Annotated in this window: 15 protein-coding genes and 2 pseudogenes; 6 read left to right on the top strand and 11 right to left on the bottom strand. The window is 69.0% G+C overall.

Annotated elements, in window-relative coordinates; genetic code table 11:
- Positions 1-586: 586 nt before the first annotated feature.
- The 4 genes from ACWIHY_RS28800 to ACWIHY_RS28785 all read right to left on the bottom strand — a co-directional run bounded on the left by ACWIHY_RS28800 (position 587) and on the right by ACWIHY_RS28785 (position 5,655).
- Positions 587-928: a HopJ type III effector protein gene (locus ACWIHY_RS28800; protein ID WP_454378719.1), complete on the bottom strand. Its 342-nt coding sequence runs from the start codon at positions 926-928 to the stop codon at positions 587-589.
- 419 nt (positions 929-1,347) lie between these two features.
- Positions 1,348-1,773 (bottom strand): hypothetical protein, encoded by a 426-nt coding sequence (locus ACWIHY_RS28795; RefSeq protein ID WP_454378717.1) that lies wholly within the window; start codon positions 1,771-1,773, stop codon positions 1,348-1,350.
- A gap of 413 nt (positions 1,774-2,186) precedes the next feature.
- Positions 2,187-2,816 carry a class I SAM-dependent methyltransferase gene (locus ACWIHY_RS28790; protein WP_454378715.1) on the bottom strand — a complete coding sequence of 210 codons (630 nt, stop codon included), beginning with the start codon at positions 2,814-2,816 and terminating at the stop codon, positions 2,187-2,189.
- A 706-nt stretch (positions 2,817-3,522) separates the two neighbouring features.
- Positions 3,523-5,655: a SpoIIE family protein phosphatase gene (locus ACWIHY_RS28785; protein ID WP_454378714.1), complete on the bottom strand. Its 2,133-nt coding sequence runs from the start codon at positions 5,653-5,655 to the stop codon at positions 3,523-3,525.
- A 785-nt stretch (positions 5,656-6,440) separates the two neighbouring features.
- On the opposite strand from ACWIHY_RS28785, the gene ACWIHY_RS28780 reads away from it, so the two are divergent.
- From ACWIHY_RS28780 to ACWIHY_RS28770, 3 genes are all read left to right on the top strand, one after another.
- A complete protein-coding gene (locus ACWIHY_RS28780) occupies positions 6,441-6,659 on the top strand; it encodes a hypothetical protein (protein ID WP_454378712.1) in 219 nt (72 codons plus the stop codon).
- Positions 6,656-7,831, top strand: coding sequence for an FG-GAP repeat protein (locus ACWIHY_RS28775; RefSeq protein WP_454378710.1), 1,176 nt, complete (start codon positions 6,656-6,658; stop codon positions 7,829-7,831). Before ACWIHY_RS28780 ends, ACWIHY_RS28775 begins: the two co-directional genes overlap by 4 nt.
- A 371-nt stretch (positions 7,832-8,202) precedes the next feature.
- The gene (locus ACWIHY_RS28770) at positions 8,203-10,935 is read left to right on the top strand and encodes a SpoIIE family protein phosphatase (protein WP_454378709.1); all 2,733 of its coding nucleotides are present in this window, start codon (positions 8,203-8,205) and stop codon (positions 10,933-10,935) included.
- Between the two features lie 52 nt (positions 10,936-10,987).
- On the opposite strand, the gene ACWIHY_RS28765 is transcribed toward ACWIHY_RS28770, so the two are convergent.
- Complete coding sequence (locus ACWIHY_RS28765) at positions 10,988-11,863, bottom strand: ABC transporter substrate-binding protein (protein ID WP_454378708.1); 876 nt, start codon at positions 11,861-11,863, stop codon at positions 10,988-10,990.
- Positions 11,864-12,202: 339 nt separating this feature from the next.
- Entirely contained in the window at positions 12,203-13,459 is a 1,257-nt protein-coding gene (locus ACWIHY_RS28760) for an FAD-dependent oxidoreductase (RefSeq protein ID WP_454378706.1), read from the bottom strand.
- Between the two features lie 98 nt (positions 13,460-13,557).
- Between ACWIHY_RS28760 and ACWIHY_RS28755 the strand changes: the two genes are divergently transcribed.
- Positions 13,558-14,562, top strand: coding sequence for a helix-turn-helix transcriptional regulator (locus ACWIHY_RS28755; RefSeq protein WP_454378704.1), 1,005 nt, complete (start codon positions 13,558-13,560; stop codon positions 14,560-14,562).
- A 25-nt stretch (positions 14,563-14,587) separates the two neighbouring features.
- Here the strand turns inward: ACWIHY_RS28755 and ACWIHY_RS28750 are convergent.
- Positions 14,588-15,043, bottom strand: a pseudogene (locus ACWIHY_RS28750) (IS30 family transposase); the annotation flags it as partial.
- A gap of 79 nt (positions 15,044-15,122) precedes the next feature.
- On the opposite strand from ACWIHY_RS28750, the pseudogene ACWIHY_RS28745 reads away from it, so the two are divergent.
- Positions 15,123-15,971: pseudogene (locus ACWIHY_RS28745) on the top strand (IS5 family transposase); the annotation flags it as partial.
- Between the two features lie 34 nt (positions 15,972-16,005).
- Here ACWIHY_RS28745 and ACWIHY_RS28740 read toward each other — a convergent pair.
- Together ACWIHY_RS28740 and ACWIHY_RS28735 are read right to left on the bottom strand one after the other, a co-directional pair.
- On the bottom strand, positions 16,006-17,424 hold the full coding sequence (locus tag ACWIHY_RS28740) for an IS701 family transposase (protein WP_454378703.1): 1,419 nt from the start codon (positions 17,422-17,424) through the stop codon (positions 16,006-16,008).
- A gap of 79 nt (positions 17,425-17,503) precedes the next feature.
- Positions 17,504-18,472 carry a hypothetical protein gene (locus tag ACWIHY_RS28735; protein WP_454378701.1) on the bottom strand — a complete coding sequence of 323 codons (969 nt, stop codon included), beginning with the start codon at positions 18,470-18,472 and terminating at the stop codon, positions 17,504-17,506.
- 736 nt (positions 18,473-19,208) lie between these two features.
- Here ACWIHY_RS28735 and ACWIHY_RS28730 point away from each other — a divergent pair.
- Positions 19,209-20,432 (top strand): glycosyltransferase, encoded by a 1,224-nt coding sequence (locus ACWIHY_RS28730; RefSeq protein WP_454378700.1) that lies wholly within the window; start codon positions 19,209-19,211, stop codon positions 20,430-20,432.
- A gap of 664 nt (positions 20,433-21,096) precedes the next feature.
- Here the strand turns inward: ACWIHY_RS28730 and ACWIHY_RS28725 are convergent.
- Positions 21,097-21,774, bottom strand: coding sequence for a hypothetical protein (locus ACWIHY_RS28725; protein WP_454378699.1), 678 nt, complete (start codon positions 21,772-21,774; stop codon positions 21,097-21,099).
- A 111-nt stretch (positions 21,775-21,885) separates the two neighbouring features.
- Positions 21,886-22,392, bottom strand: a complete 507-nt coding sequence (locus ACWIHY_RS28720) for a hypothetical protein (protein WP_454378698.1) — start codon at positions 22,390-22,392, stop codon at positions 21,886-21,888.
- Positions 22,393-22,491 lie beyond the last annotated feature (99 nt).

Here is a 22,491-nt window from a genome sequence, read left to right as displayed (position 1 = left end):
GTACCGTGCCCATTTCGGGCCGGGTGAGTTCGGCAGGCCCCGCCCCAAGACACCTCCGCCAGTACGACTGGCGCAGCAGCTCGCGGGCCGTGCGCAGGACCGTCGACGCGGCCTCGGGTACGCCGGTGGTCGCCACCAGGTCCCCGACGAGGTCGCACATGTCGGCGCATTGGCCGACGAAGTGGTGGACTCGCTCATCCGGGACCGGGAGCGGCAGCCGCTGCGTGGTCATCTCCGCGGTCTCCCAGCTGCGTTCGCCAGGCGGCAGCGGCTTGTCCGCAGGCGTCGTGCAGCATGCCCGTGCGGAGATTCCTCCCCCTGCCGGAATGGGTTGTTGTCACACCTAGCAAACCGGGCAGACTCGTCGGTCAGCCCGAGAGCCTCATCATCTGCTACGGCGCACGCTGCTGGCCCTCATCCGGTGCCGACCGCCACCCAGGCGTACGCCACCGCCGTCAGGGGCCAGCACGGCGGCGGGCAGGGCCCGAACGGGCGGGTCACCGTGGCAGGTGTGAGGCGGCACGAGGAGGCGTCTTCAGGACGGGGTGGTGCTCGTGGCCTTTGGTGCTCGCCCGGATTTCGCTGTTCAGCTCTTGCGGGCCAACGGTTGCCCGGCGAAGCTCACCCCTTCCAGGCCATGGGCTATGAGGTTGCGAATGTTGCCGTGATCAGTGTCGTTCGGCGTCGCCAGCACACTGCGATAGTGCTCACCGAATGCCAGCAGCGCCTCTTGGTCGCTCAGCCCTTCCAGCAGGGCCAGTCCCAGCGTCTTGCAGGAACCCTCGTTCTCACCTGCGGCATTTTCCAGTTCCCCGTTGCGGAACGCCTGCGGCTGATACTCGTAATGCGCGCCGACGAAGGCCAAGGTGTCGACGAACTCGTGCTCACCTGACGTAAGGCTTGCCCGCAGCGAGTTCAGATCAGTCATGTTGGTTCCCCTGTGTTGAACAGACGATCCGATTGCCGTCCGTGACCGGACGACGATACCCCTTATAGACAGCCCGTAAGAATCGCGCGCCATGTCCGAACGAGCGGCATCTCCGCAGGTCACGATGTGCGTCTGTGCGACCCGCCGAGAGCCGGTTTCGGTCCGGGCGATTCGCCGCGAGGGCGGTGCTGATCAGCAGGACCTTGCCGTTCCCGCCCGGTGCCGCAGACAGGTCGGTTGCGTACCGTGGCAAGGCGGCGTCGGGCGGTGGCGTCAGTGCGGGGCAGGCTGATGACCTTCATGACAGAACACAGTGCCCTGTCCTCCTGCTGGAGCACATGCAGTCCCAGTGGAAGCTGTCCCGAGGCCTGGGCAGCGGGATTGTCGTGGCGACGGGCCGTCTCAGCGCCCGCCGGCGCTCAAGGGCGCCCGTACCGCTTGCACAGGAGGTACGTGATATTCCCGGCATCGAAACTGCCGTCATCGAGGCAGATACGGACGACGGCTGCACCACCGGGGACATCCGCTTCGACAGGGACAGTGAACTTCGCGCTCGTGCCACACACATTGGCGCTGTAGTTTCTGTCCAGTTCGACGTTGGCGTTGTTGAGGGTGAACACTGAAGTGCCCCGGCAGCTGAACCCGTCCACGGACTTATGTTCGCCCGTCACGGTGACCGAGCGGGCATACCAAGTGATGGTGCCCCTCGTATAGGTGTTCCCGAGCGTGACGTCGAATGTGCTGGTCGGGTAGGCGGACGCCTGGGCGGTGGCGGCGGGCGCGTTCAGCAGCGTTCCTGTGGTGAGCGCGACGCCGCAGAGCGCAGTGGCGAGACGAGTCTTCATGCGACCTCCAGGATGGATGAGCCGGTTGCTGCTTCACATCCTGGGCCGGCCGACCACCTGCGGCCTACCTCTTAAGGCACAGCTTAAAGGGTACGGGACGACAGGCCCGGCTCGGCCTCCTGCCGTCGGACGGACTCAAGCGCGGTCCCTCGCATCCCCGGCGTCAGGTCCTGTCGCGTCATCGTGTGGCGAGGCGCCGCACATCATGACGTCGAACGGAACGTGGCTGGATCGACAGCGGCCCGCAACTTTTTCCAAGGAACGTCAGGAAGCGGCCGCATTAGCGGTGTGGTCGTGGCGGACGCGGACGGCATCAAGGCGGCCGGGGTGGCAGCCGCGACCCCTCACATGCGTCGGAACGGATGTCACCGCACATCCAACCGTTCCAACCGCCAACCCGGCGAACCAGAGCACTAGGGGCGGCGGGCCAGCAAGTGGGCGTCGAGGAAGCCTCGCTCGGAGGCCGGGTCGTGGAGCAGCCGGGCGAACGTGACGAGCCCGGCCCCCGCCAGCAACTCGGCGAACCGGTCCACCGGCCAGCTATAGGCGGGCGTCACCTTGTGGTCGAAGCGGACCGGCTCCGGTCCGTCGGTCGCGAAGAATGAGACCAGGAGCAGACCACCTGATGCCAGAACACGTACCTGCTCGGCGAGTAGCGCGGGCAATTCCCCAGGAGGGGTATGGATCATCGAGTAGTGGGCCAGCACACCTCCGAGCGCGCCGTCCTCGACCGGCAGTGCCTCCATCCGCGCCTCATCGAACCGCAGCGCCGGATGGGCCCGCCGAGCGTGGTCGACCATGCCCGGGGAGAGGTCGAGCCCGAAGGCGTCCAGCCCCAGTTCGTGCAGCATGGCCGTCAGATGTCCAGGCCCGCACCCGACGTCGGCTGCCCGCAGGTTCCCCGTCCCCCGCACCAGCTCGGCGTAAGTGCCGATCATGTTCCGCGAGAACGGGTGCGTCTCCAACCGATTAGCGAACATCGACGCATAGCGCTCGACGACCTTGTCGTAGGCCGCCCTGGTCTCGTCCTGGTGTTCCGCCACGAGGAAGAAGCTAACACCCGTTCCGTTCGCGGCCGTTCTCCGCTCCATACCGCCCCTGGGGCTGATCCCGTCACCTGAGTACGGGACGACCCCAGTAGTTCGGAGAAGCTGCCTGGAGTGCCACGACGGCACCCCGGCCGACCCGACCAGCCATGTCACTCCCTCGCCGGCAGGTCATCAGTTGGCTGCCTGATGCCACAGCGCAGTGCCCGGAACAGCCACTTACGTTGCCCGCGTGACTCGGCTGTTCCGGGCTTCCTATCCAAGGATGACTGGCCGTAGGCGGCGATGTTCGCCGCGGCGTTGATCGTGGTCGTCATGGCGGTGGTGACGGCCTGACGGGCGCGGGCCGCTGCCAGGACGGATATGTGCAGCCCTGCGCGAGGGGCGAGGACCAGACCCGGCAGGCCGAGCGGGGCCAAGCTGATGCCGTGGGCGCGGGTACGGGTACGGGTACAGGTACAGGTACAGGTACAGGCCAGGATCAGCCGGGCGGGGGTGTTGCCGGCGATGTTCCTCAGGTGCAGCGGAGCCCGCCTCTGCTGGGCGTGCACGTACGCGAAGTCAAGGGCCGGCTGGCCCGAGGGGCGATCGGCTAGGCGGGCTTCGAAGCATGCCAGTAAATCGGTGACACCGCCTTCGGCTGATCATTCCCAGCCGCCAGCCGGGCGGAACGGAGCGTCCCTGTCGGTGGTGAGGACCGGGCTCAACGTCTCCTCAGAGTTCGGGATGCCTTGATGAGCAGCAGGGCGATGTCGTCGTGACGGGGTGCGGATGTTGTGGCGTATTGGACAAGGGCGTCAGCGACGTCGTCCATCGTGCGGCCTTTGATGTGGGCGAGCTGGCGGGCGAGGTCGGCTGTGGTGTCGTCGATGTCGATGCCTGGCATTTCGACGAGGCCGTCGGTGTAGAGGGCGAGCGTGCTGCCGGGCGGCAGAGGGATCTCGGTGGTCGGATAGCTCGCCTGGGGGTCGATGCCGAGTAGCAGGCCCGGGGGTACGTGGAGGATTTCGGTGCGTCCGTCGGGGTGGCGCAGGATCGGTGGGGGGTGTCCGGCGGTGGCGAAGTGCGCGCGGTGCTGTTTGAGGTCGATGTGGGCGATCAGGCAGCTGGTGAAGAGCCCGGGGTCGAGGTCGACCAGGAGGCGGTTGGTGCGGGCGAGTAGTTCGCCGGGTGGTGTGCCGATGGTGGCGTGGGCGTGGACGGCGGTGCGGACCTGTCCCATGAGGGCGGCTGCGGTGATGCTGTGGCCCTGGACGTCGCCGATCGCGACGGTGACGGTGGTGTCGTCGCGGCGGATGAGGTCGTAGAAGTCTCCGCCGATGTCCTTGCCGCGGCCGGCGGGCAGGTAGCGGGCGGCCACATCGAGGCCTTGGACGTGCGGGAGGGTATTCGGGAGCAGGGCCGATTGCAGGGTGTGGGCGAGCTCGTGTTTGGTGTCGTAGAGGCGGGCGCGGTCCAGTGCCTGGGCGACAAGGCCCGCCAGTGAGGTCAGCACGGCGCGTTCGGCCGGGGCGAAGGGGTTGGGCTGGGCGTAAGCGAGGACGAGGGAGCCGACGACGCGGTCGGAGGCGATCAGAGGCAGGAAGGCCCAGGAGGCCATGTTGTCCAGATGGACGGCTGAGGGGTACTCGCGCTGCAGCTCGGCGAAGGTGGGGAAGAAGCTTGGCGCACCGGTGCTCAGGACCCGTGCGGTCGGGGTGTGGGAGGTCAGCGGCTGGGCATCGAGGAGCTCCATGAGCTCGGCGGTGTATCCGCGGTAGCCGATGTGGCGGAGCCGACCTTCTTCCGCTGTCAGTATGGCCATCGCTTGGGGGCCGAAGGCGGGCACGATCTGGTCCGCGACGAGATCGACGACTTCCTTCACCCCGACGGCTTCGGTCAGGGCGGCGGCCAGGTGCATCAGATGGTAGAGAGACGTCACGCTGGCCAGCTCTGCGGAGGGCAGCGGATCCCGTCGTACATGTGGCCCCTCAGAGCCTGCGGCAGGGGTGATGTGGACGCTGATACCGGAAGCGTCGGGGTAGAGCTGGAACGACAGCCACGTATCCGGCGGACGCAGCGCCGTGAAGGACGTGGGTTGGCGGCTGACCACCGCCGCCCGGTAATGATCTTCGAAGACGGGCTCGCGCATCCACAGCAGCGCCTCCCAGGGCCGGGCACCCCTAAGGACCTCGACACCGGCGCCGACGAGGTCGGTGGCGGCGGAGTTGACGAACGTGATGCGGCCGTCCAGGTCCATCGCGCAGCAGCCCACCGGCAGGCGCTCGGCGAAGCTGACCACGGCCAGCGCCTCATCCCGGTCCGGGACACGGGAAGTGGGCGGCGAGAGCACATGCGGCGTGTCCACCGGCTGCGCCAGATGGTCGCTGTCGGCGGCCTGCCGCAACAGAACCTTCGCGGTGCGGCAGAAGGCGTCAATCGCTGCGCGTTCGGCCGGGCTCAGTTCCGGCGGGCGAAAGATGGGCCAGAGCAGCACAAGGCCGCCCGACGCGGCGGTGCCATTCGTGATCGGGGCGGCGGCAAGCATGAAGTCATAGGGCAGCACGAGCCCTAGCCGGGGATAGCGCCGCGCGACCTCCTCCCGACCGCCCAACCACACCAGGCGCTCATCCCGTACGGCGTCTGCGACCGGGACCGGTGCGCCGAGGTCGATCCGCGCCCACGGAGCAGTGATGTGCCCTGGAGCTCCCGAGACCACCGCCAAGCGCAGGACCCGTTCACCTGGCGGAAGGAGATAGACGAGAGCCACGGAAGCCCCGGTGGCCCGGACCACTTCGGCTACGGCGCCATCGAGCTGCTCCAGACCGGCTCCTGCGGCGGAGGCTGCCGGCTGCATGTCGTCAGCGCCCGTTGGCAGCGGACCGCGCGCGCCCGAAGCGGCTGCGGGCCGCCTCCGCGTTGCTAACCAGACCGGAACCGGTCTGCGCCCAGCTGGCACCGGCCTCCCGGTCAGACATGACCGCCGAGCACTCCAGCTGCCCCGCCAGCTCCCGCACAGATGCGACGGCAGCGCTGTGGCAGCCCCGGGCGAGGCCAGGCGCGGGTGCGTGCAGCGCCTGCTTCTGAAGGTCTTGAACGTGCAGCATCACCGAGCCGACAGCCACGATCCTCTGCCGCCCCCCGCGCCGGGCACGCCAGACCGCCTGGCGGTGCGCCGCCCGCCCATACCGCCGGGCGGCCGCCCACGCATGCTCCGGTATCCGAGCACCGCACCAGTCACACCGGCCGTCACCCATATGGCGACCATATGCCCGCTATGCGGTGACGGCATCCCCGACCGTGACAGGCTCCCAGGGGGAGCGCTACGCACTGTCGGGCTTCCGCCGCCGCCTCGACGACCGGGCCCCGCGCGCACGGGACCGCGCCGACTTCGCCGCCGGATGGCTGCCCCGCGCCTAGCGGCCAAGTGAATCGGCTGCGGATTGCTCAAGCGGGACGAGTGGTACGGGTCAGGTTGCGGCCGGCCCACCCAGGTTCCGCTCGACGGCGAACCAGATCAGCTTCTCCGACCTCGCGCACAACCCTTGGGCCGCATCAGCGGTCTCCTGTTCGAACCCCGTGTACCTCCGATGACAGCTCCGGCAAACACGGGCGATTCCCACATGCAACAGGAGACTCAACTTGCGTAAGCACCTTGTCACCGCGCTGGCCACCGCCACGGCAGCGGCACTGACCGGCGGTCTGCTCGTCGCCGGCGCGGGCACCGCCGCTGCGGCCGGCTCGGGCGTACCCGGTGACTTCAACAACGACGGTTATCGCGATATCGCCGTCGCCGCCCCCGCGCCTACGTCAACGGCCGCTCCGGCGCCGGCCAGGTCGTCATCGTCTACGGCGGTGTGAGCGACCCGTCCAACGCCAGGCGCGCCGTCATCAGTCAGGACAGTGCCGGCGTCCCCGGGGCCGCCGAGGCCGGTGACGGGTTCGGCGGCGCCATCGTCGCGGAGGACTTCAACGGCGACGGCTACGCCGACCTCGCCGTCGGAGCCCCCGGCGAGGACGTCGGCACCGACACCGACGGCGGCACCGTCGCCATCTTGTGGGGCTCGGACGCCGGCCTTGTCAGCGGTGTGACGGTCGCCGACCCCGCTCCGTCCTCGCACGACAGGTTCGGCCGGCTCCTCACCGCGCTCTCCGACAGCGACCAGAAGCCCGACCTGGCGATCGCCTCCGACAAGCCCGTCATCGACGTGTACCGCGGGGGCTTCACCAAGTCGGGCGCGAACGGCGGCGGATACCGCTTCGCCCCGCCTGCCTCGACCACGACCGCTCCGGCCTCCCTCACCTCGGGAAACTTCGGCGGCCATGACCTGATCGCCGACCTGGTCGTCACCGGCGCCAACACGTACTACGTCCTCGGCTCCGCCTCGGGCCTGAACCCCGCCAGCCACACCAAGCTGCCCACCAGCAGCGCCGCCGCGATCGGCGACTACGACAACAACAAGTTCCAAGACATCGCGCTCGGTTCCCCGGACGAGTCCGGTGGCATCGTCCGCGTCTTCAACAGCGACGCGAACGGTCCGGCCGCCGCTGTCTCGTACAGCATCACCCAGGACTCCCCCGGCATCCCCGGCGCAAGCGAGGCCGGCGACCGCTTCGGCGCCTCACTCGCGGTCACCCGCTGGAACGGGGGCAGCTACCAAAATCTGGTCGTCGGCGCCCCGGGCGAGAGCCTGGGGAGCGCTACCGGCACCGGCGCGGTCACGTACGTGCACGGCAGTGAGAACGGGCTCGACGGGATATCCAATGACGCCTGGTTCTACGCGCAGAGCACACCGAACGTCGCGGGCAACGACGAGACCGGCGACCACTTCGGCAGCTCCGTCCACCTCGCCGACACCCACAACGACGGCGTGACCGACCTGATCGTCGGCGTCGCCGGCGAGAACTCCGCAGACGGCGCGGTCGTCTACCTTCGCGCGGTCGGCTACTCCGGCACGCCTGGCATCACCCCCGCCGGCACCGGCGTCTCCACCACCGGCTCCCCCGCCTTCGGCGCCCACCTGGCCGGCTGACGACGACAGCGACCCGCCCCGGGCTCGAAAATCGAATGCGTTGCATTGCATTGCGATCGCACCTCGGGCGGAACACCTGACCGGTTCCCTCAGCCTTGTCCCCGCGGTACGAGGCGCAAGCGGTGGGTGCCGGCAACAGCATTCGCTTCGGGCCTCGTCGGTCCGAGGGCGGGTCGACGAGGCGCGGGGCCGGGGTGTTGCGCCGTGTCCGCCGCCGGGTCCACGTGCGGACGGCTCCCCGCTTGCCGCGGCACCGGCCCGACCGGACCAGCCCGGGTTCGTCCTGAGCCGCGCCCGCCGGGCCGGTCACTGATACTGGGAAAATGGGCAAACTTGGACGATACGTCCCAGCGAGCCGACGGGGCGACCGTGTGCCACCGAAGGCCAGGCCGCCGGAAGCCGGCCCGAAGGCCCGTCACCATTCGGCCGGCCGACGTGTGCTGTCCCGGCGGAAGCCGCACAGCGTCGCCGGTCAGGTCTTCCTGCTGCAACTGGTGGTCGTCCTGCTGCTCATCGCCACGGCCGTGGCGGTGCTCGTGATCCAGGACCGCAACCGCGCGATCCAGGAAGCCGGCGACCGGTCACTGGTGGCGGCCGAGTCGTTCGCGAACGCCCAGGGCACCGCGGAGGCGATGAAGAGCGATGACCCCACTGCGGCACTCCAGCCAAATGCCGAGGCAGTGCGCAAGAAGACCGGCGTCGACTACGTCGTGGCGCTGAGCCCCTACGGCTTCCGGTGGACCCACCCAGACCCGGACCAGATCGGGAAGCACGTCTCCACCTCCTACGGCCAGGCGCTCGAAGGCGAGCCCCACCAGACCACGTTCGACAGCAGTCTGGGGAAGGCGGTCGACTCGACGGTGGCCGTCTTCGACGAGAAGGGGACTGCGGTCGGCCTCGTCACCGTGGGGGTCACGGTGGACAAGGTGACCAGTGTGGCGCAGCACCAATTGCCGGTGATTTTCGCCGCCGGCGGTGTCGCGCTGCTGCTGGCTGCGGGTGGGTCGGCACTGGTCAGCGGGCGTTTGCGGCGCCAGACCCGGGGCCTGGGGCCGGTGGAGATAACCGGAATGTACGAGCACCACGACGCGGTGCTGCACGCGGTCCGTGAAGGCGTGATCATTCTGGACGGTGACGGAAGGCTGCTGCTGGTCAACGACGAGGCGCGTCGGCTGCTCGCACTGCCGCCGGAGGCCGAGGGCAGGCCGGTCACCAGACTCGGGCTGAGCCCGGCCCTGGCCGGACTGCTGGGATCGGGCCGGGCGGCCACGGACCAGGTCTTCCTGGCCGGGGACATCCTTCTCGCGGTCAACGTGCGGCCGGTGGGCCCGAAGGGGGGCAGCGTGGCCACCCTGCGGGACACCACGGAGCTGCGCGCCCTCGCGGGCCGGGCGGACGTGGCGGGCGGGCGCCTGCGACTGCTCTACGAGGCCAGCACGCGGATCGGTACCACCCTCGACATGAAACGCACCGCCGAGGAGCTGACCGAGGTGGCGGTCCCGCGCTTCGCCGACTTCGCCACCGTCGAGCTGGTGGAGCCCGTGCTGCAAGGTGGTGAACCGACCGGGGCGAGTATGGAAATGCGCCGTATCGCAGCCGCGGGTATCCGGGAGGACGCGCCCCTTCACCCTGTCGGGACGCTTATGCGCTACGTCCCCGGCAACCCCGTGGCCATCGGCATGACCACCGGCCGGCCGGTCCTGGTGGCGCACCTCGCCACGGCCGACGGATGGCGGGCGCACGACCCGGAGCGGGCCCGGAAGGTCATCGAATTCGGTATCCACTCCATGATCTCGCTGCCGCTCCAGGCCCGGGGGCAGTTGCTGGGGGTAGTGGAGTTCTGGCGTTCGGAGCAGGACCCCTTCGAGCCGGACGACCTGTCCCCCGCCGAGGAACTCGCCGCCCGGGCGGCCGTGTGCATCGACAACGCGCGCCGATACACCCGCGAGCACACCACAGCCGTCACCCTTCAGCGCAGCCTGCTGCCCGGCGTGCTCCCCGAGCTGTCCGCCCTGGAGGTTGGGCACCGGTACCTGCCCGCCCAGGCGGGGGTGGGCGGCGACTGGTACGACGTCATCCCGCTGCCGGGTGCCCGGGTGGCCCTGGTGGTCGGCGACGTCGTCGGACACGGTCTGCACGCCGCCGCGACGATGGGTCGCCTGAGGACCGCAGTGCACAACTTTGCCGCCCTGGACCTGCCTCCGGACGAGCTTCTCGCGCACCTGGACGACCTGATCACCCGGATCGACCAGGACGCGGCAGCCGAGGGCAACACCGAGGCCGTCACCGGTGCCACCTGCCTGTATGCGGTCTACGATCCGGTCTCCGGGCGGTGTGTGTTTGCCCGGGCCGGTCATCCCGGTCCGGCGCTGGTCTCGCCCGACGGCTCCGTGACCTTCCCCGACATCCCCGTCGCCCCGCCGCTCGGCGTAGGAGGTGGTCTGCCGGTCGAGACGGCCGTACTCCGGCTGGCCGCCGACAGCCGGCTGGTCCTCTACACCGACGGCCTGGTCGAGGCCCGCGGCCGTGACATCGACATCGGGCTCGGCATGCTGAGGGAGGCGCTCGCCGCTACGGACGGCGGCACCCCGGACGACACCTGCCGGGCGGTGCTCGACGCGATGCTGCGCACCAGGTCGAGTGACGATGTCGCCCTGCTCGTCGCGCGCACCCGGCTGCTCGACCCGGAGCAGGTCGGGGAGTGGGAGGTGCCCGACGACCCCGCGGCCGTCCCCCGGATCCGCGCCGAGGCCACCCGCAGGCTGGAATCCTGGGGGCTCGGCGAGGCCGCCTTCACGACCGAGCTGATCCTCAGCGAACTGGTGACGAACGCCATCCGGTACGGAGGGAGCCCCATCAGTCTGCGGCTGCTGCGCGACCGCGACAGCTTGATCTGCGAGGTCGCCGACGGCACCAGCACCTCCCCGCACCTGCGCCGCGCAACCTTCACCGACGAGGGGGGCCGTGGTCTGTTTCTCGTCGCGCAACTGTCCCGCCGCTGGGGGACCCGGTACACCGACCGAGGCAAGATCATCTGGGCTGAGCAGGCGCTCGACGCCGGAGCCGTCGGGGATCTGAGCGGTCTCCTGATGGCGGACCTGTGAAGCGGGACGAAAACCGGACCGCTGCCCCGGGGTGTGTGCACGCCCGGACCCTTCAGAAGCCGTCGGCCGTGAAGTACGGGATCTTGGCCGGGTCCTGACCGAAAGCGGCCCCGAGATAGACGGCCGACAGTTTACTGAGAGTCCCGTCGTCGATCAGCTGCCTGATGATCCGGTCCAGCTCGTCCTTGTCGGTTGACCCCTTCGGGTAAAGGGCGCCGTAACCCTGGTCAGTTCTGTACTGGCCCACGAGGCGCACCCTGCCCTCCCGCTTCTGGGGATAGGCCAGCAGAATGGTCGTGTCGTGGACGACCGCGTCGATTGATCCCTCCTCCAGTGCCGTGACCAGCTCCGGATCGTTGGCGAAAGCGGTGACGGGCTTGGTCGGCCTGAGGCGCTTCTCGACAAACTCCTCGCCCGTGGTGCCCTCGGCCACTCCGATGCGGACGTCACGGATGTTGTCTTCGTTGATCTTCTCATCGTCCCTGATCAACACTCCCAGGGTCGAGGAGAGGTAGGGCGGGGAGAACTCGGCGACCTTCCTCCGTTCCGGGGTGATCGTGATCTGCGCCAGGGCCAGGTCGAAGTCCTTGGTCCGGCCGGACACGACCTCGGGAAAGGGGGCGTTCTCCACCTTCACCCGGTCGAGTCCGGACCGGTAGGCGATGTTGGCGGCCATGCAGTACTCGTAGCCGCTCTTGATGGAGTCCGGCGTGTCGCCGTTCCACCAGCCGGGCGCGGGCAAGGTCGTTTTGACCGTGAGGGCGCCCGCCGTCTCGGGTGACAGGTGAAACTCCCCGTAATGTCCCGAGACCGGGCAGTCGCCGTAGTGGGCCTTCGACGACTCCGACCCGCCCTGGTCACAAGCCGATGTCGCGACGATGAGCGCCACGCTGACAGCCAGAGAGACGATCGCTGCCGCGGCGCGCATCCTTGCACCTCCGGTAGGGGCATACTCCTTGAGTCACCATAAATCACCCCGAACCATACGACTGCCGGAGCCACGTGGAAGGACTCCGAGGCGCGGGTCGCGTCACCCGCCTTCCGGCGGTGTCGCAGTGGCCGGCCGGAGCGCGAGCCATTTCCCAGCCGCGCCGTGTCGTGGTCGTGCCGCACCCCGGTGTGACCAGCCGTGCAACTGCCGGAAGAGGTCACGGAGCGGGTCGCCCACGTGGCTCCCTTCGAGGACGGCGCCGACCGCGCAAGGTGGAAGTCGTCGGGGAGCTCTCTGCCGCCCTGGTTGGCTCGGTGAACCAAGACCACGGTGGGCTTACGCCGACATTGATCGTCGATGACGCAGCCGGGTGGAAACGGCCAGGATCGGGGTGGTCACGGCGGTAGCGGCGGCGCCGAGTGTGGTGTCGGTGGCCAGGATCAAGCGGACTGTTCTCATGGCAAGGGTGAGGATCTCGCTGCCGCGCTGGCGCATACCCGCCTCGAATTGGTTCACGGCCTCGGCCGTCGTGGTATCGCCGTCAGTGACGTGGCCAAGGTGCTGAAGCAGGGCGGCAGCATCGCGGATTGCCGCGCCAGCCCCCATTCCGGCGGTGGGTGGTGTCGCGTGGACGGCGTCGCCAAGCGCGGTAATACGGCCCGCAGACCATGGCGCGAGCTCGGCCGCGCGGGTCGAGGCGGCGTTGAAGCGGTACGCGGCCAGGCTGTGCGGGTCGGCGCGGGCGATGACTTCGAGTGTGTGCTCGCCCCAGCGCCGCTCGCGGAACCGTCTCAGCAGCGCGGCCTGCAACTCGCCGTCGCGCAGGTCGCGTAGGGAGTCGGTCGCGGGGGATTCGGGGAACATAGCGCCCCAGATGTAGGTGGGACCGGTGGTGACGGACATCCGCAGCTCGGGGGCGTCGAGAGTGGCGTTGCCGACTGGGTCAAGGAAGCCGACGTATAGCGCTGCACCCCGTGGGCCGATCGCCAACCCTGATCGTGGTCCGAGCCGTTGCTGTTCACCGAAACTCAGGTCCCTGCGGAGGGTACGGCCGGAAAACCCGATGATGCCCGCCGGGCTGTTGGTCGGGCCTCCCGCCAGGTGCTGGGCAACCAGGGAGTGGGTGCCGTCCGCGCCCACCACCAGATCCGCCGAGACAGGTGCGGCGTCGGTGAACAGCACTCGGGGTGCGCCGTCGTCGCCCTGGCCGACATCGGACACGGTCCGCCCCAGATGCAGGTCATCGCCGACTTCCTCGGCCAGCAGCATGCGCAGCGTGATGCGATCGACATCGATGCTGGAATCGCCGCTGAGATCCGGCCCGCGGCCGAGTAGACGGCCGCGACAGTCCCAGAACGCGTCGCGGTCGCGCAGCCGCAGCGCCGAGGCCGATGCCAGCAGCCGCTGCATGATCTCCGGCGCCACCAGCTCCCGCAGCGCCGACTGGGCCCGCTCGTCCAGTGTGATGTGGTAGCCGCCTGTCGCCGCCACGTCGGTGTCACGGTCGAACACCGCCACCTCGAACCCCCTGCGGCGCAGCCCCGCCCCCAGCGCCAGTCCACCGATCCCGCCACCGACCACGACAACACGCATACCTATCCGTCCTTTTCCGCCACTGTTTGCCTGCACGGGCACTCAACAGTGACACCGGTAGTGGACACCGAGTGGCCACTACCGGGCATGATGGGACGATGGCGAGCACCTCACGACGGGCATTGCGGCTACTGTCCCTGTTCGGATCGCGCCGCCTGTGGCCACTGCGCGAGCTCGCCACCGGGCTTGAGGTCAGTGAGCGCACCGTCCGCCGTGACATCGAGACCCTGCGCCAGCTCGGATACCCGATCACCACCGTCCACGGGCCCGATGGCGGTTACCAGCTCGGCGCAGGGCACACCCTCCCTCCGCTGGTGTTCGACCACGATCAGGCCCTTGCGGTCGCGGTGGCCCTACAGACCGCGCCCAGCACGGTGTTCGGCCTGAGAGACGACGCGGCGCGGGCGCTGGTCACCCTGGAGCAGGCCATGCCCGCTGCGCTGCGGGAATCTATGAAATCCCTACGCCTGACCAGGCTGCAGAACTACTGGGAGTTCCCAGCACCCCCCATCGACTCGACCGCGCTCACCGCCGTGGGGGCCGCGGTGCGCCACCGCCACGTACTCGTCACCGAAACCCTGCGCGCCGACGGCTCACGCCCCGAAACCGGCGACGACGACTTCCTGCCCGCCCGCCGCATCGAGCCCCATCATCTGGTCGTCTGGGCCGGCCGGTGGTACCTGGTCGCCTACGATCTTGGAGACCACCAGTGGCGAGTGCACCGTGTCGACCGGCTCCGACCCCGCCCCACGGCACATTGCTTCAGTCCGCGCCAGCTCCCCTACGACGACCTCGCTCACTTCGTCATGAGCAGTCACGATCGCGGCGACACCCCCGCCGCCTGGCAGTGCACCGGCAACGCCCGACTCAACTTGCCGGCCAGCATCGTCGCCCGCTGGGCACCAAGCGGCTCGGTCGTTGAACACCTCGACGCCGAGCACTGCCGGCTCACCCTCGGCGCCTGGTCCTGGGCCGGCATCGCCGGGATCCTCGCCACCTTCGATACCGAACTCACCGACCTGCACCCGCGCGAACTTGCACACACATGCCACCGACTTGGGTACCGATTGGCCATCGTCGCGGACGCCGAAAGACAACTGTAGTCATCTCTCATAAACGGTGGCGAGCTCAAGCGGTCAGCGCATCACCGCTGTTCAAGAGGTCAGCGTAGACCTCTGCCGGAGTGCGGTAGCCATGGGTCTTGCACGGCCGATGGTTGAGCTCATGGGCGATGGCATCCAGGTCGGCCTGGCTGAACGTGCGGAGGTCCGCGCCCTTGGCCAGGTACTGCCGAAGCAGCCGGTTGGTGTTCTCGTTGGTGCCGCGCTGCCACGGGCTCCGAGGCTTGCAGAGGTAGATCGGCATCCCCGTCTCGGCGGTGATGGCCTGGTGCTCGGCTATCTCCCGCCCCCGATCCCAGGTGAGCGTCCGCCACAGTCGCGGCGGGATGCCGAGGAGGCTCCTGGTGAGGTGCGGAGTGACCTGCTCCGCCTTGATGCCGTCAGGGAGCGCGACGATGGCCGTGTAGCGGCTGGTGCGCTCGACGAGCGTAGCAACAGCCGAGGGCCGGGTGCCCATCACGAGTCGGGTAGCGGGGACGCATTTTCACCGCACACGGCTCAAGCAAGCCCCAAAGGCTCGCCGGCAGGCAGAAGTTCTGGACTTGTCATCGCGGCGGCTCCATTCCGCCGTTGACAATGGGTGTGGAGGAGACGGGTGGGACTTCGTGCGGCCATTGTTGCCCCGGAGGACGCTGGGGCGCCCTCGGCTCGACGACCGGACGATGCTCAACGGGATCGTGTGGAAGTTCCGGGCCGGGGTGGCCTGGCGCGATGTGCCCGAGCGATACCGATCCTGGGCCAGCCTGCACACCCGGTTCCGCCGCTGGGCCGCCGACGGAACGTTCGACCGGATGCTGCGGGCCGCGCAGGCCCGGGCGGACGCGGCCGGGGACATCGACTGGCTGGTGTCGGTCGACTCCAGCATCGTCCGCGCCCACCAACACGCGGCCGGCGCCCGAAAAGGAGGCACCGCAGCCCGGCGCTCGGCCGGTCCCGCGGCGGGCTGACCAGCAAGATTCATCTGACCTGTGACGGCCTGGGCCGCCCGCTCGCCCTGGTGGTCACGGGCGGCAACACCAATGACTGCACCCAGTTCACCGCCGTGATGGAGGCGATACGGGTGCCCCGGCCGGGGCCCGGACGGCCGCGCGTCCGGCCCGATCACGTCCTGGACGACAAGGGCTACAGTTCCAAGGACATCCGAGCCTGGCTCAGGCGGCGCGGTATCGGACACACTATCCCCGAACGCGCCGACCAAGCCCGTAACCGCCACCGGCGCGGCAGTCAGGGCGGCCGCCCGCCGGCCTTCGACAGGCAGGTCTACAAGCGGCGCAACGTGGTCGAACGCTGCTTCAACCGCTTGAAGCAATGGCGAGGCATCGCCACCCGATACGACAAAACCGCCGAGTCCTACCAGGCAGCCGTCACTCGCCTCGCTCCTGATGTGGGCGTGACACTTTGACGACAACTCCTAGCGGTGGTTTGTTAGCCGGGGTGTATAGGTCGATGGGTCTTCCGGTGCTGACCGCGTTGATCAGGTTCTGGAGTTCGGTGGGCGGGGGCTTGGTTGTCCAGGCTCGCCAGTAGCGTTGCAGCATGGCCCAGGGCGTCAGCCAGCCACGGATGGCCCGGATCGCCTTGGGCCAGCTGGCCGGTTGGGGCTGGTGGGACGGCGGATGGCCCCCTCTCTGCCCGGCCGGCGGCCGGTTCCTGGTCATCGGCGTGTGGGGGTGGAGCGAACCAGGTGTCCCAGCAGAAGGAGAACGCGCAGGTGACGAGGGTCTGGTGACGGCGGATGGCGGTGTCGGAGCGGACCTGGAAGTCGGCCCAGCCGAGTTCGTCCTTGACCTGTTTGTAGCTCTGCTCGATCCAGTGCCGGAGACCGTAGATTCGCACGATCTCGGTCAGGTCGGCCGACGGATTCGGGCTGTCCGCCGCACGTGATCCGCCGGGCCTGGGCAGGTCGGTGGCCAGGTACCAGGTGGACTGTGCGGGCAGGGTGGCCGGGTCTGTGGTGGCCACGACCAGGCGAACATTTTCGTCGGGCCCCCACCAGCCCAGTCGCGCGTCAGCGGCCCACCAGGTGGTGGTGTGCCCGTCGCGGAAGGTGCGGGTGACCGCGCTCCAGTCGCCCGGCTCGTCCGCGTCGTGCCAGGCCAGGGCGCGGGCGGCATCGACGGGAGTGTACGCCTGGTCGCCGTAGGCCCAGGTGCCGTGGCTCGGCTTGAGGGCCAGGACGAACGGCAGCCCCACCGCGGCGAGCTCGCCGCGGAAGCTGCCATGGTCGCCGTAGGCGCAGTCGGCGGCCACCGCCCGCAAGGACACCCCCGCGGCCAGGGCCTGCCGGGCCAGTTCGGCTCCGATCTGCAGCTTCGTGCGGAAAGCGGGGTCGCTCTTGCCTTTCGGGAAGTGGTGAGCGGGGGTACAGGGCACAGCGTGCAGCGGGTAGTAGACGCGCTCGTCCGCCCAGCAGGTGGTCACCGTGACGACGCCGCGGTCGATCTTCCCGACCGAGCCCAGGTACTGCTTGCCGACGTGCGCGGTCGCGCTGCCGTCCTTGCGGTCGCCGGAGTCGTCGATCACCAGCACGCCGCCCGGGTGCGGGGCGGTCGCCGGATCGGCCAACAGCATCTCGACCCGACGAGCGTTGACCTGCTCGTGGTCCCAGGTCGATTCGGACAAGAAGAACTGCAGCCGCTGCACCGCCGGGTGCTGGGCGCCGACCACCGGCTCGGTGCCTGCGAGGCACGTCAGCGTCTTGTTGCGGTCCCTCGGCAGCAGCAGTCCGGTCAGGTACTCGCGGAACCCGCGACGCTGCGCCAGTGTGGAGAGCAGGTCATCGAAGCGCGCGGCGTAGGCTTCCAGCGGTCCAGGTGCGGGCGGACACGGCACACGACGGGTCATCACAAGCCCCCCGGCAGCGAGGCGACGTTCCTCTGCTACCGGCCTACTGCACCCATGACCCGCCGTCAACAAACCACCGCTAGGGCCCTTCCTCCGTCCCTCCCGGCTGCGGCTCGGCTCGCATCGCGCGCAGTCGGATCAAGGAGTCCCGGGCGAGCGAGGCCGTGAACGCCGGGCACAGCAGCGGCTCGAGCGGCGGTGGGTTCTTCAGACACGGCCCGTGCAGCTCGTAGACACCGCGTCCGCCGGCGCTGCTCAAGTGAATCCCCACACAGACGGCGGCGGTCGCCCAACGGGGAAGGGCAGGGTGTTGGTCATGGGTGCACACGGAGTCCGCGAGCCCGGCGAGTACCGCCTCGAAACCCTGCACCAAGGCATCGTGCGCCTCGTCAGAGCTGTTGGCGGTCCCGGCCCACCAGGTCAGCGCCGCGGCCGTGATCACATGGCCCGCCCGGTCCTCCCCCTCGGCACCGCTCAGCGCCTTTCCCACATCGGCGACTTCCTCGCCCACATCCGTACCGGGCTGCGGGTAGCCCTCCAGGACGGCCGTGAGCGTGTCGAGGCGCCGCTGGGCGGCGAACGGCAGCAGGGGCGGGGCGTCGGGGGCCGATCCGGGTTCGAGCGCCTCCAGGACCATGGCAGCGAACCCGTCGACGGTACGCGGGCAGAGCCACTGCTCCTGCGGATAGTTCTCCCACCACTCGATGCTGTCGTCGGCCAGCATCCGCAGCACGTCCGGGAGCGTGTCGACGAGGTCCTCCCACTGCTCGTCGAAGGGGTGCTCCGCATGCCCGCAGCTCTGCCCCGCGCGTTCGCGGCGCACGGCCTGCGCCGCATCGGCCACCACGCGCGTCACGTCCCCGTCGGCCTGTTCGGTGTACGGAAGCATCAGCACAAGTCCGAACACCCGCTGATACGCGAGCTCTCCGCCGGGATCGTCAGCCAGTGCTCGTGCGCACTCCAGGACGACCTGGTCCTGGACGTCGTAGGGACCGTAGTCGTCCTGTCCGGTCTCGCTCCAGGCACGGACCAGCTGTTCGTATGTCATCTGTCCTTTTTCCGCCATGTCAGGGAGTCATGAGCCGTGGCTGCGAAGGCCGGTGAACGTCGATCAGCATCATCTCGCGGACATCACCGAAGCGCTGCCGGGCGAAGGTCTCGCCAGCCCCGCACCGATCCCTCACCGCACCGCGTTTGAAGTTCTGGTCCGGTGGATCCCACCATAGGCGCTGGCGGTGCGCTCGCACTTGGCCGGCCAGCTCATCGAGGCACTGGGAGCGCGGAAATGAGCGGAGGTGACGAGAGCCCGCGGATCAAGCACGCCCTCGGGTACCCGCTCCGTGCAGCGCGGGCCACCCGGTACGCAGTCTGGTGAGCTGGCGCGGTGAAGGTTGAGTGCTGCTCACCGAGGTTCGGCCTATGAAGCAGGTGAGAAAGGATCCCTCTCGGCCAGCGGTACCAGCTGGCGCACGGGGGCGGCGGTGCTTTGCGTGTGCTTGTCCGTCATCAGCGGACCAGAGCGGGAAGAAGCGGGAGTAGCCGCTTCCACGATCAGGATATAGCGCACAGGGGGGCTTACGGCGGGACCCCGGGGGTGCTGCAGAAGCGCCCACCTAACCCAGAACGAGGCCAGGCCCTCTCCTATCAGCGCGATCTGTTTGGTGCTCACATCCCTTTCGAGAGGAGCACTTGCGCAAGCTGGCCTACGTTGACTACTGCCGTTTACAGCAAGACCGGGGCCCTGACAGGCCGAGCCTAAGATCCTACGAAATGAGACTTACTACATGCGCGTGCTGTTGATGGCTTATGGGTCGCGCGGAGACGTCGAACCGCTGGTGGCGGTCGCGGTGCAGCTGCGGGACCTGGGAGTGGACGTGCGAATGTGCACGCCTCCTGACTTCGCGGAGCTGTTCGACTCTGTCGGCCTCCCGCTGGTGCCGATCGGCGAGCCGGTGCGCCCGTTCGTGAAGGGGGTGCTCACCGGGAAGACGAAGGCTTCCGCGGAAGGGCTGCCCGCACGTGCGGCCGCGATGACCGCCACGACGTACGAGGCGGTCGTCACGGCTGCCGAGGGATGCGACGTGATCCTGGCGACCGGTCTGCTCCCGGCCGCAGCCGGCGCGAGGACGGCAGCCGAGCACCTGGGCATCCCTTACGTGTTCGTTGCCTACTTCCCCGCCTACCTGCCCTCGCCACACCATCCGCCGTTCGAACGGCCGGGCCGGCCGTTCCCGCCCGGCGTGACCGACAACCGAATGCTGTGGGACCTGGACACCGAGACCATGAACGTGCTGTTCGGGACCGGTCTCAACACCCACCGGGCGTCCATCGGCCTGCCGCCGGTGGGCCACTTTCGCAACTACGTCCTCACCGATCACCCTTGGCTGGCCACCGACCCGGTCCTCAGCCCGTGGCAGGAGCCGGCGGACCTCGACGTGGTGCAGACCGGCGCGTGGTTCCGGACGGACACCCGCCCGCTGCCGGCCGACGTAGAGGCGTTCCTCCACGCCGGCGAACCGCCGGTGTACGTGGGGTTCGGCAGCATTCCCATACGAGATGCAGACGACGTGGCCCGGGCGGCCGTCGAGGCAGTCCGGGCGCAGGGCCGCCGGGTGCTCCTCTCCCGCGGCTGGGCCGACCTAGCCGTGGCCGACGACCAGGACGACTGCTTCGCCGTCGGCGAGGTCAACCACCACGCCCTGTTCCCGCGTGTCGCCGCCGTCGTCCACCACGGCGGCGCGGGCACCACGACCTCGGCCGCGCGGGCCGGTGCGCCCCAGGTTGTCGTACCTCAGCTGGCGGACCAGCCGTACTGGGCCGCCCGCGTGGCCGACCTCGGCATCGGCGCGGCACACGACGGAGCGAACCCGACCTTCGAGTCCCTGTCGGCCGCGCTCGGTGTCGCCCTGGCTCCCGAGACCCGAGCTCGGGCAGCCGCCGTGGCCGGCATGATCCGCACCACCGGCGCGGCGGTGGCCGCGAAGTTGCTGCTCGACAAGGTCGGCTGAGAAAGGTACCCAACCAAGAGGCCCGTCGACCGGCGGTGGCGGGCCTCGGTCTGCCACCGCGCCTGGTGTACGGAGGAACGCGCCAGTGGCAACCGACCCCGATGCAGGTCGTCACCACTGACTGAGGTCCTCGGGACTAACCAAACTGTTCGAGGACTGAGACCCGAGGGCCCGGGCGGCCCCGCTCGCACTGCGGGGCCGCCGCCGCCGGACTGTGGTGCCTCCCCCTACCTCTGGGCAGGCCCTTGGGATCGGCTGCCAACCTGGTGGGGACTCGGCATGATCAGGTCATGGGCTCCGCAGTCGTAGCCGCGCTCATCCCGACACCCGTCGCTGTTCTGGGGACCTGGCCGCTTACGGAGCGGGAAGGGCGCAAGGCCGCGGCAGCGTCAACTCCGTTCGCCGGGACGCCCAGGGTGATGTGTATGCGCATGGCGTGGCAACGGCGCGGACCTTTCGGCGTTCGGCGGTACAGATCATCCTCACCTGGCCGGGGAACATGTCGATACCCCAACTACCGCCTCCGACGCAGAGCGCCCGGGAACTCGTGCTGCTGCTCAGCGCGGAGGGTGACCGGATCGAGGAGGCCGCGGCGGTAGTGGCTCTGGAGGGCCCACCGAAGCGTGTGGAGATCACCGATGAGATCAGCGGCCACGCGCAGGGGTTACTGCGGGCCGCAGATGCCGTTGAGCGCGCCGAGCGCACCAGTCTTAGCCCTGAGCCGATGCGTGGAACGGCCCTCGGGCACGAGGAGATCCTTGGCGAAGCGATCATCGGGTTCACAGGCGCGGCGAGCAGGTACTGAGCTTGCTCCGCATTGACGGACACCTTTGGTGTGGTGGTCAGGCCGCGGGTACGGTCGATCCCCGATCATCGCGTGCAGGTTCTTCCCCTGGGCTCCGCGCTCCTTGCAGATCTCCTCGGCTATGGACCGGTAACCGACCTCAGCGAGCCGGAAGGCCGCCACCTCCTCGGCTCGCCCGGCCTCCAAGAAGAGGCCCCGGACCTTGTCCGGGGCGTCCTGCGAGAGTGGACGCGGCTCCTGCGCCGGCCATACCCGGGAGATGAGCGTGTGTTTCTGCGTACCGGCGACGTGCTTGATGTTCTCCATGGGGAGGCGGTCGACCGAGTACAGCTCGACCACCGCCTTGTCGCAGAAGTCGCACGACCAGACCTGCTCCTCCACATGTTGGCCTGGCCTTTGCGTGTCCCCCGGGGTTTTGATCTCGGGATCGATCCAGCGGAGGTTTCGCAGGGACATCGCGACCCGGTTCGAGCAGTGCGGGCAGTCGGCCTGGCGCTTGGGGCCTTGGTGGGGGATGAAGATGTCGTTGTCTGGCATGCCGATCAGGTAGCCACCTGATGCCCTAATCCCCGAACGATTTGGTCAGACTGTCGCCCCTCTGTTCCTCTCGCGCGGTCCCAACCAATCGGGCCCTGCGCCCGGCTGTCGTTACACGTAGTCAGCGGCGCTCACGATGCGACTGAACAGGTCCCGCCAGTCCGCTGCGGGCAGTACCCGGGCGGCCCGGCACAGGTCGACTGGGTGGCCGACGGCCAGGGACGCGGCGATCTCCAGTGCGGCGAGGTGCGGCCCCATGGCACCGGGCTCCAGGTCGCCATCGTCGAGGGCGTCCGGTGAGCCGAGGAGGGCTACGACCCGGTCCCAGTTGACTGATGCTGAGTCCTCGGCGCGGACCGGGGAGGCGGGCACGCTGTGCCGGCCGTTGACGAGCTGCCACACCTGGGGGTCGATCGGCTGCTCGATGCTGCCGCTGAAGGCAGGGTCGTGAACGAACCGACGGAGCCAGTACCCGTCCCGGTAAAAGCCGAGTACGACTGTCGCTCGCCGCATCTGGAGATTTCCGACGCTGGCCGTGAGCCACCGCGCAAGCCGCACGCCCTCGGGCACGGCACGTCGCGGGGCAGGGAGATCGTCAGTGTCCACTTCGAGGTCCATGCAGCCACCTTGGCGGCGCTACGGGCCTAAGACACCAACACGCGCCACAGAGTCACCCGAAGAGGCTCCACCGAGTCGGGCGCCTACGGCCTCGGGGAA

The organism is Streptomyces sp. NPDC055287 (assembly GCF_053646035.1).
The sequence above is the reverse complement of the archived record's forward strand: the minus strand, read 5'-3'. Positions and strand labels throughout refer to the sequence as shown.

Coding starts and splice junctions, on each gene's coding strand:
- ACWIHY_RS28800 (WP_454378719.1), bottom strand. CDS start 928: ATGACTGATCTGAACTCGCTGCGGGCAAGCCTTACGTCAGGTGAGCAC.
- ACWIHY_RS28795 (WP_454378717.1), bottom strand. CDS start 1,773: ATGAAGACTCGTCTCGCCACTGCGCTCTGCGGCGTCGCGCTCACCACA.
- ACWIHY_RS28785 (WP_454378714.1), bottom strand. CDS start 5,655: ATGCAGCCGGCAGCCTCCGCCGCAGGAGCCGGTCTGGAGCAGCTCGAT.
- ACWIHY_RS28765 (WP_454378708.1), bottom strand. CDS start 11,863: ATGCGCGCCGCGGCAGCGATCGTCTCTCTGGCTGTCAGCGTGGCGCTC.
- ACWIHY_RS28760 (WP_454378706.1), bottom strand. CDS start 13,459: ATGCGTGTTGTCGTGGTCGGTGGCGGGATCGGTGGACTGGCGCTGGGG.
- ACWIHY_RS28755 (WP_454378704.1), top strand. CDS start 13,558: ATGGCGAGCACCTCACGACGGGCATTGCGGCTACTGTCCCTGTTCGGA.
- ACWIHY_RS28740 (WP_454378703.1), bottom strand. CDS start 17,424: ATGACCCGTCGTGTGCCGTGTCCGCCCGCACCTGGACCGCTGGAAGCC.
- ACWIHY_RS28735 (WP_454378701.1), bottom strand. CDS start 18,472: ATGACATACGAACAGCTGGTCCGTGCCTGGAGCGAGACCGGACAGGAC.
- ACWIHY_RS28730 (WP_454378700.1), top strand. CDS start 19,209: ATGCGCGTGCTGTTGATGGCTTATGGGTCGCGCGGAGACGTCGAACCG.
- ACWIHY_RS28725 (WP_454378699.1), bottom strand. CDS start 21,774: ATGCCAGACAACGACATCTTCATCCCCCACCAAGGCCCCAAGCGCCAG.
- ACWIHY_RS28720 (WP_454378698.1), bottom strand. CDS start 22,392: ATGGACCTCGAAGTGGACACTGACGATCTCCCTGCCCCGCGACGTGCC.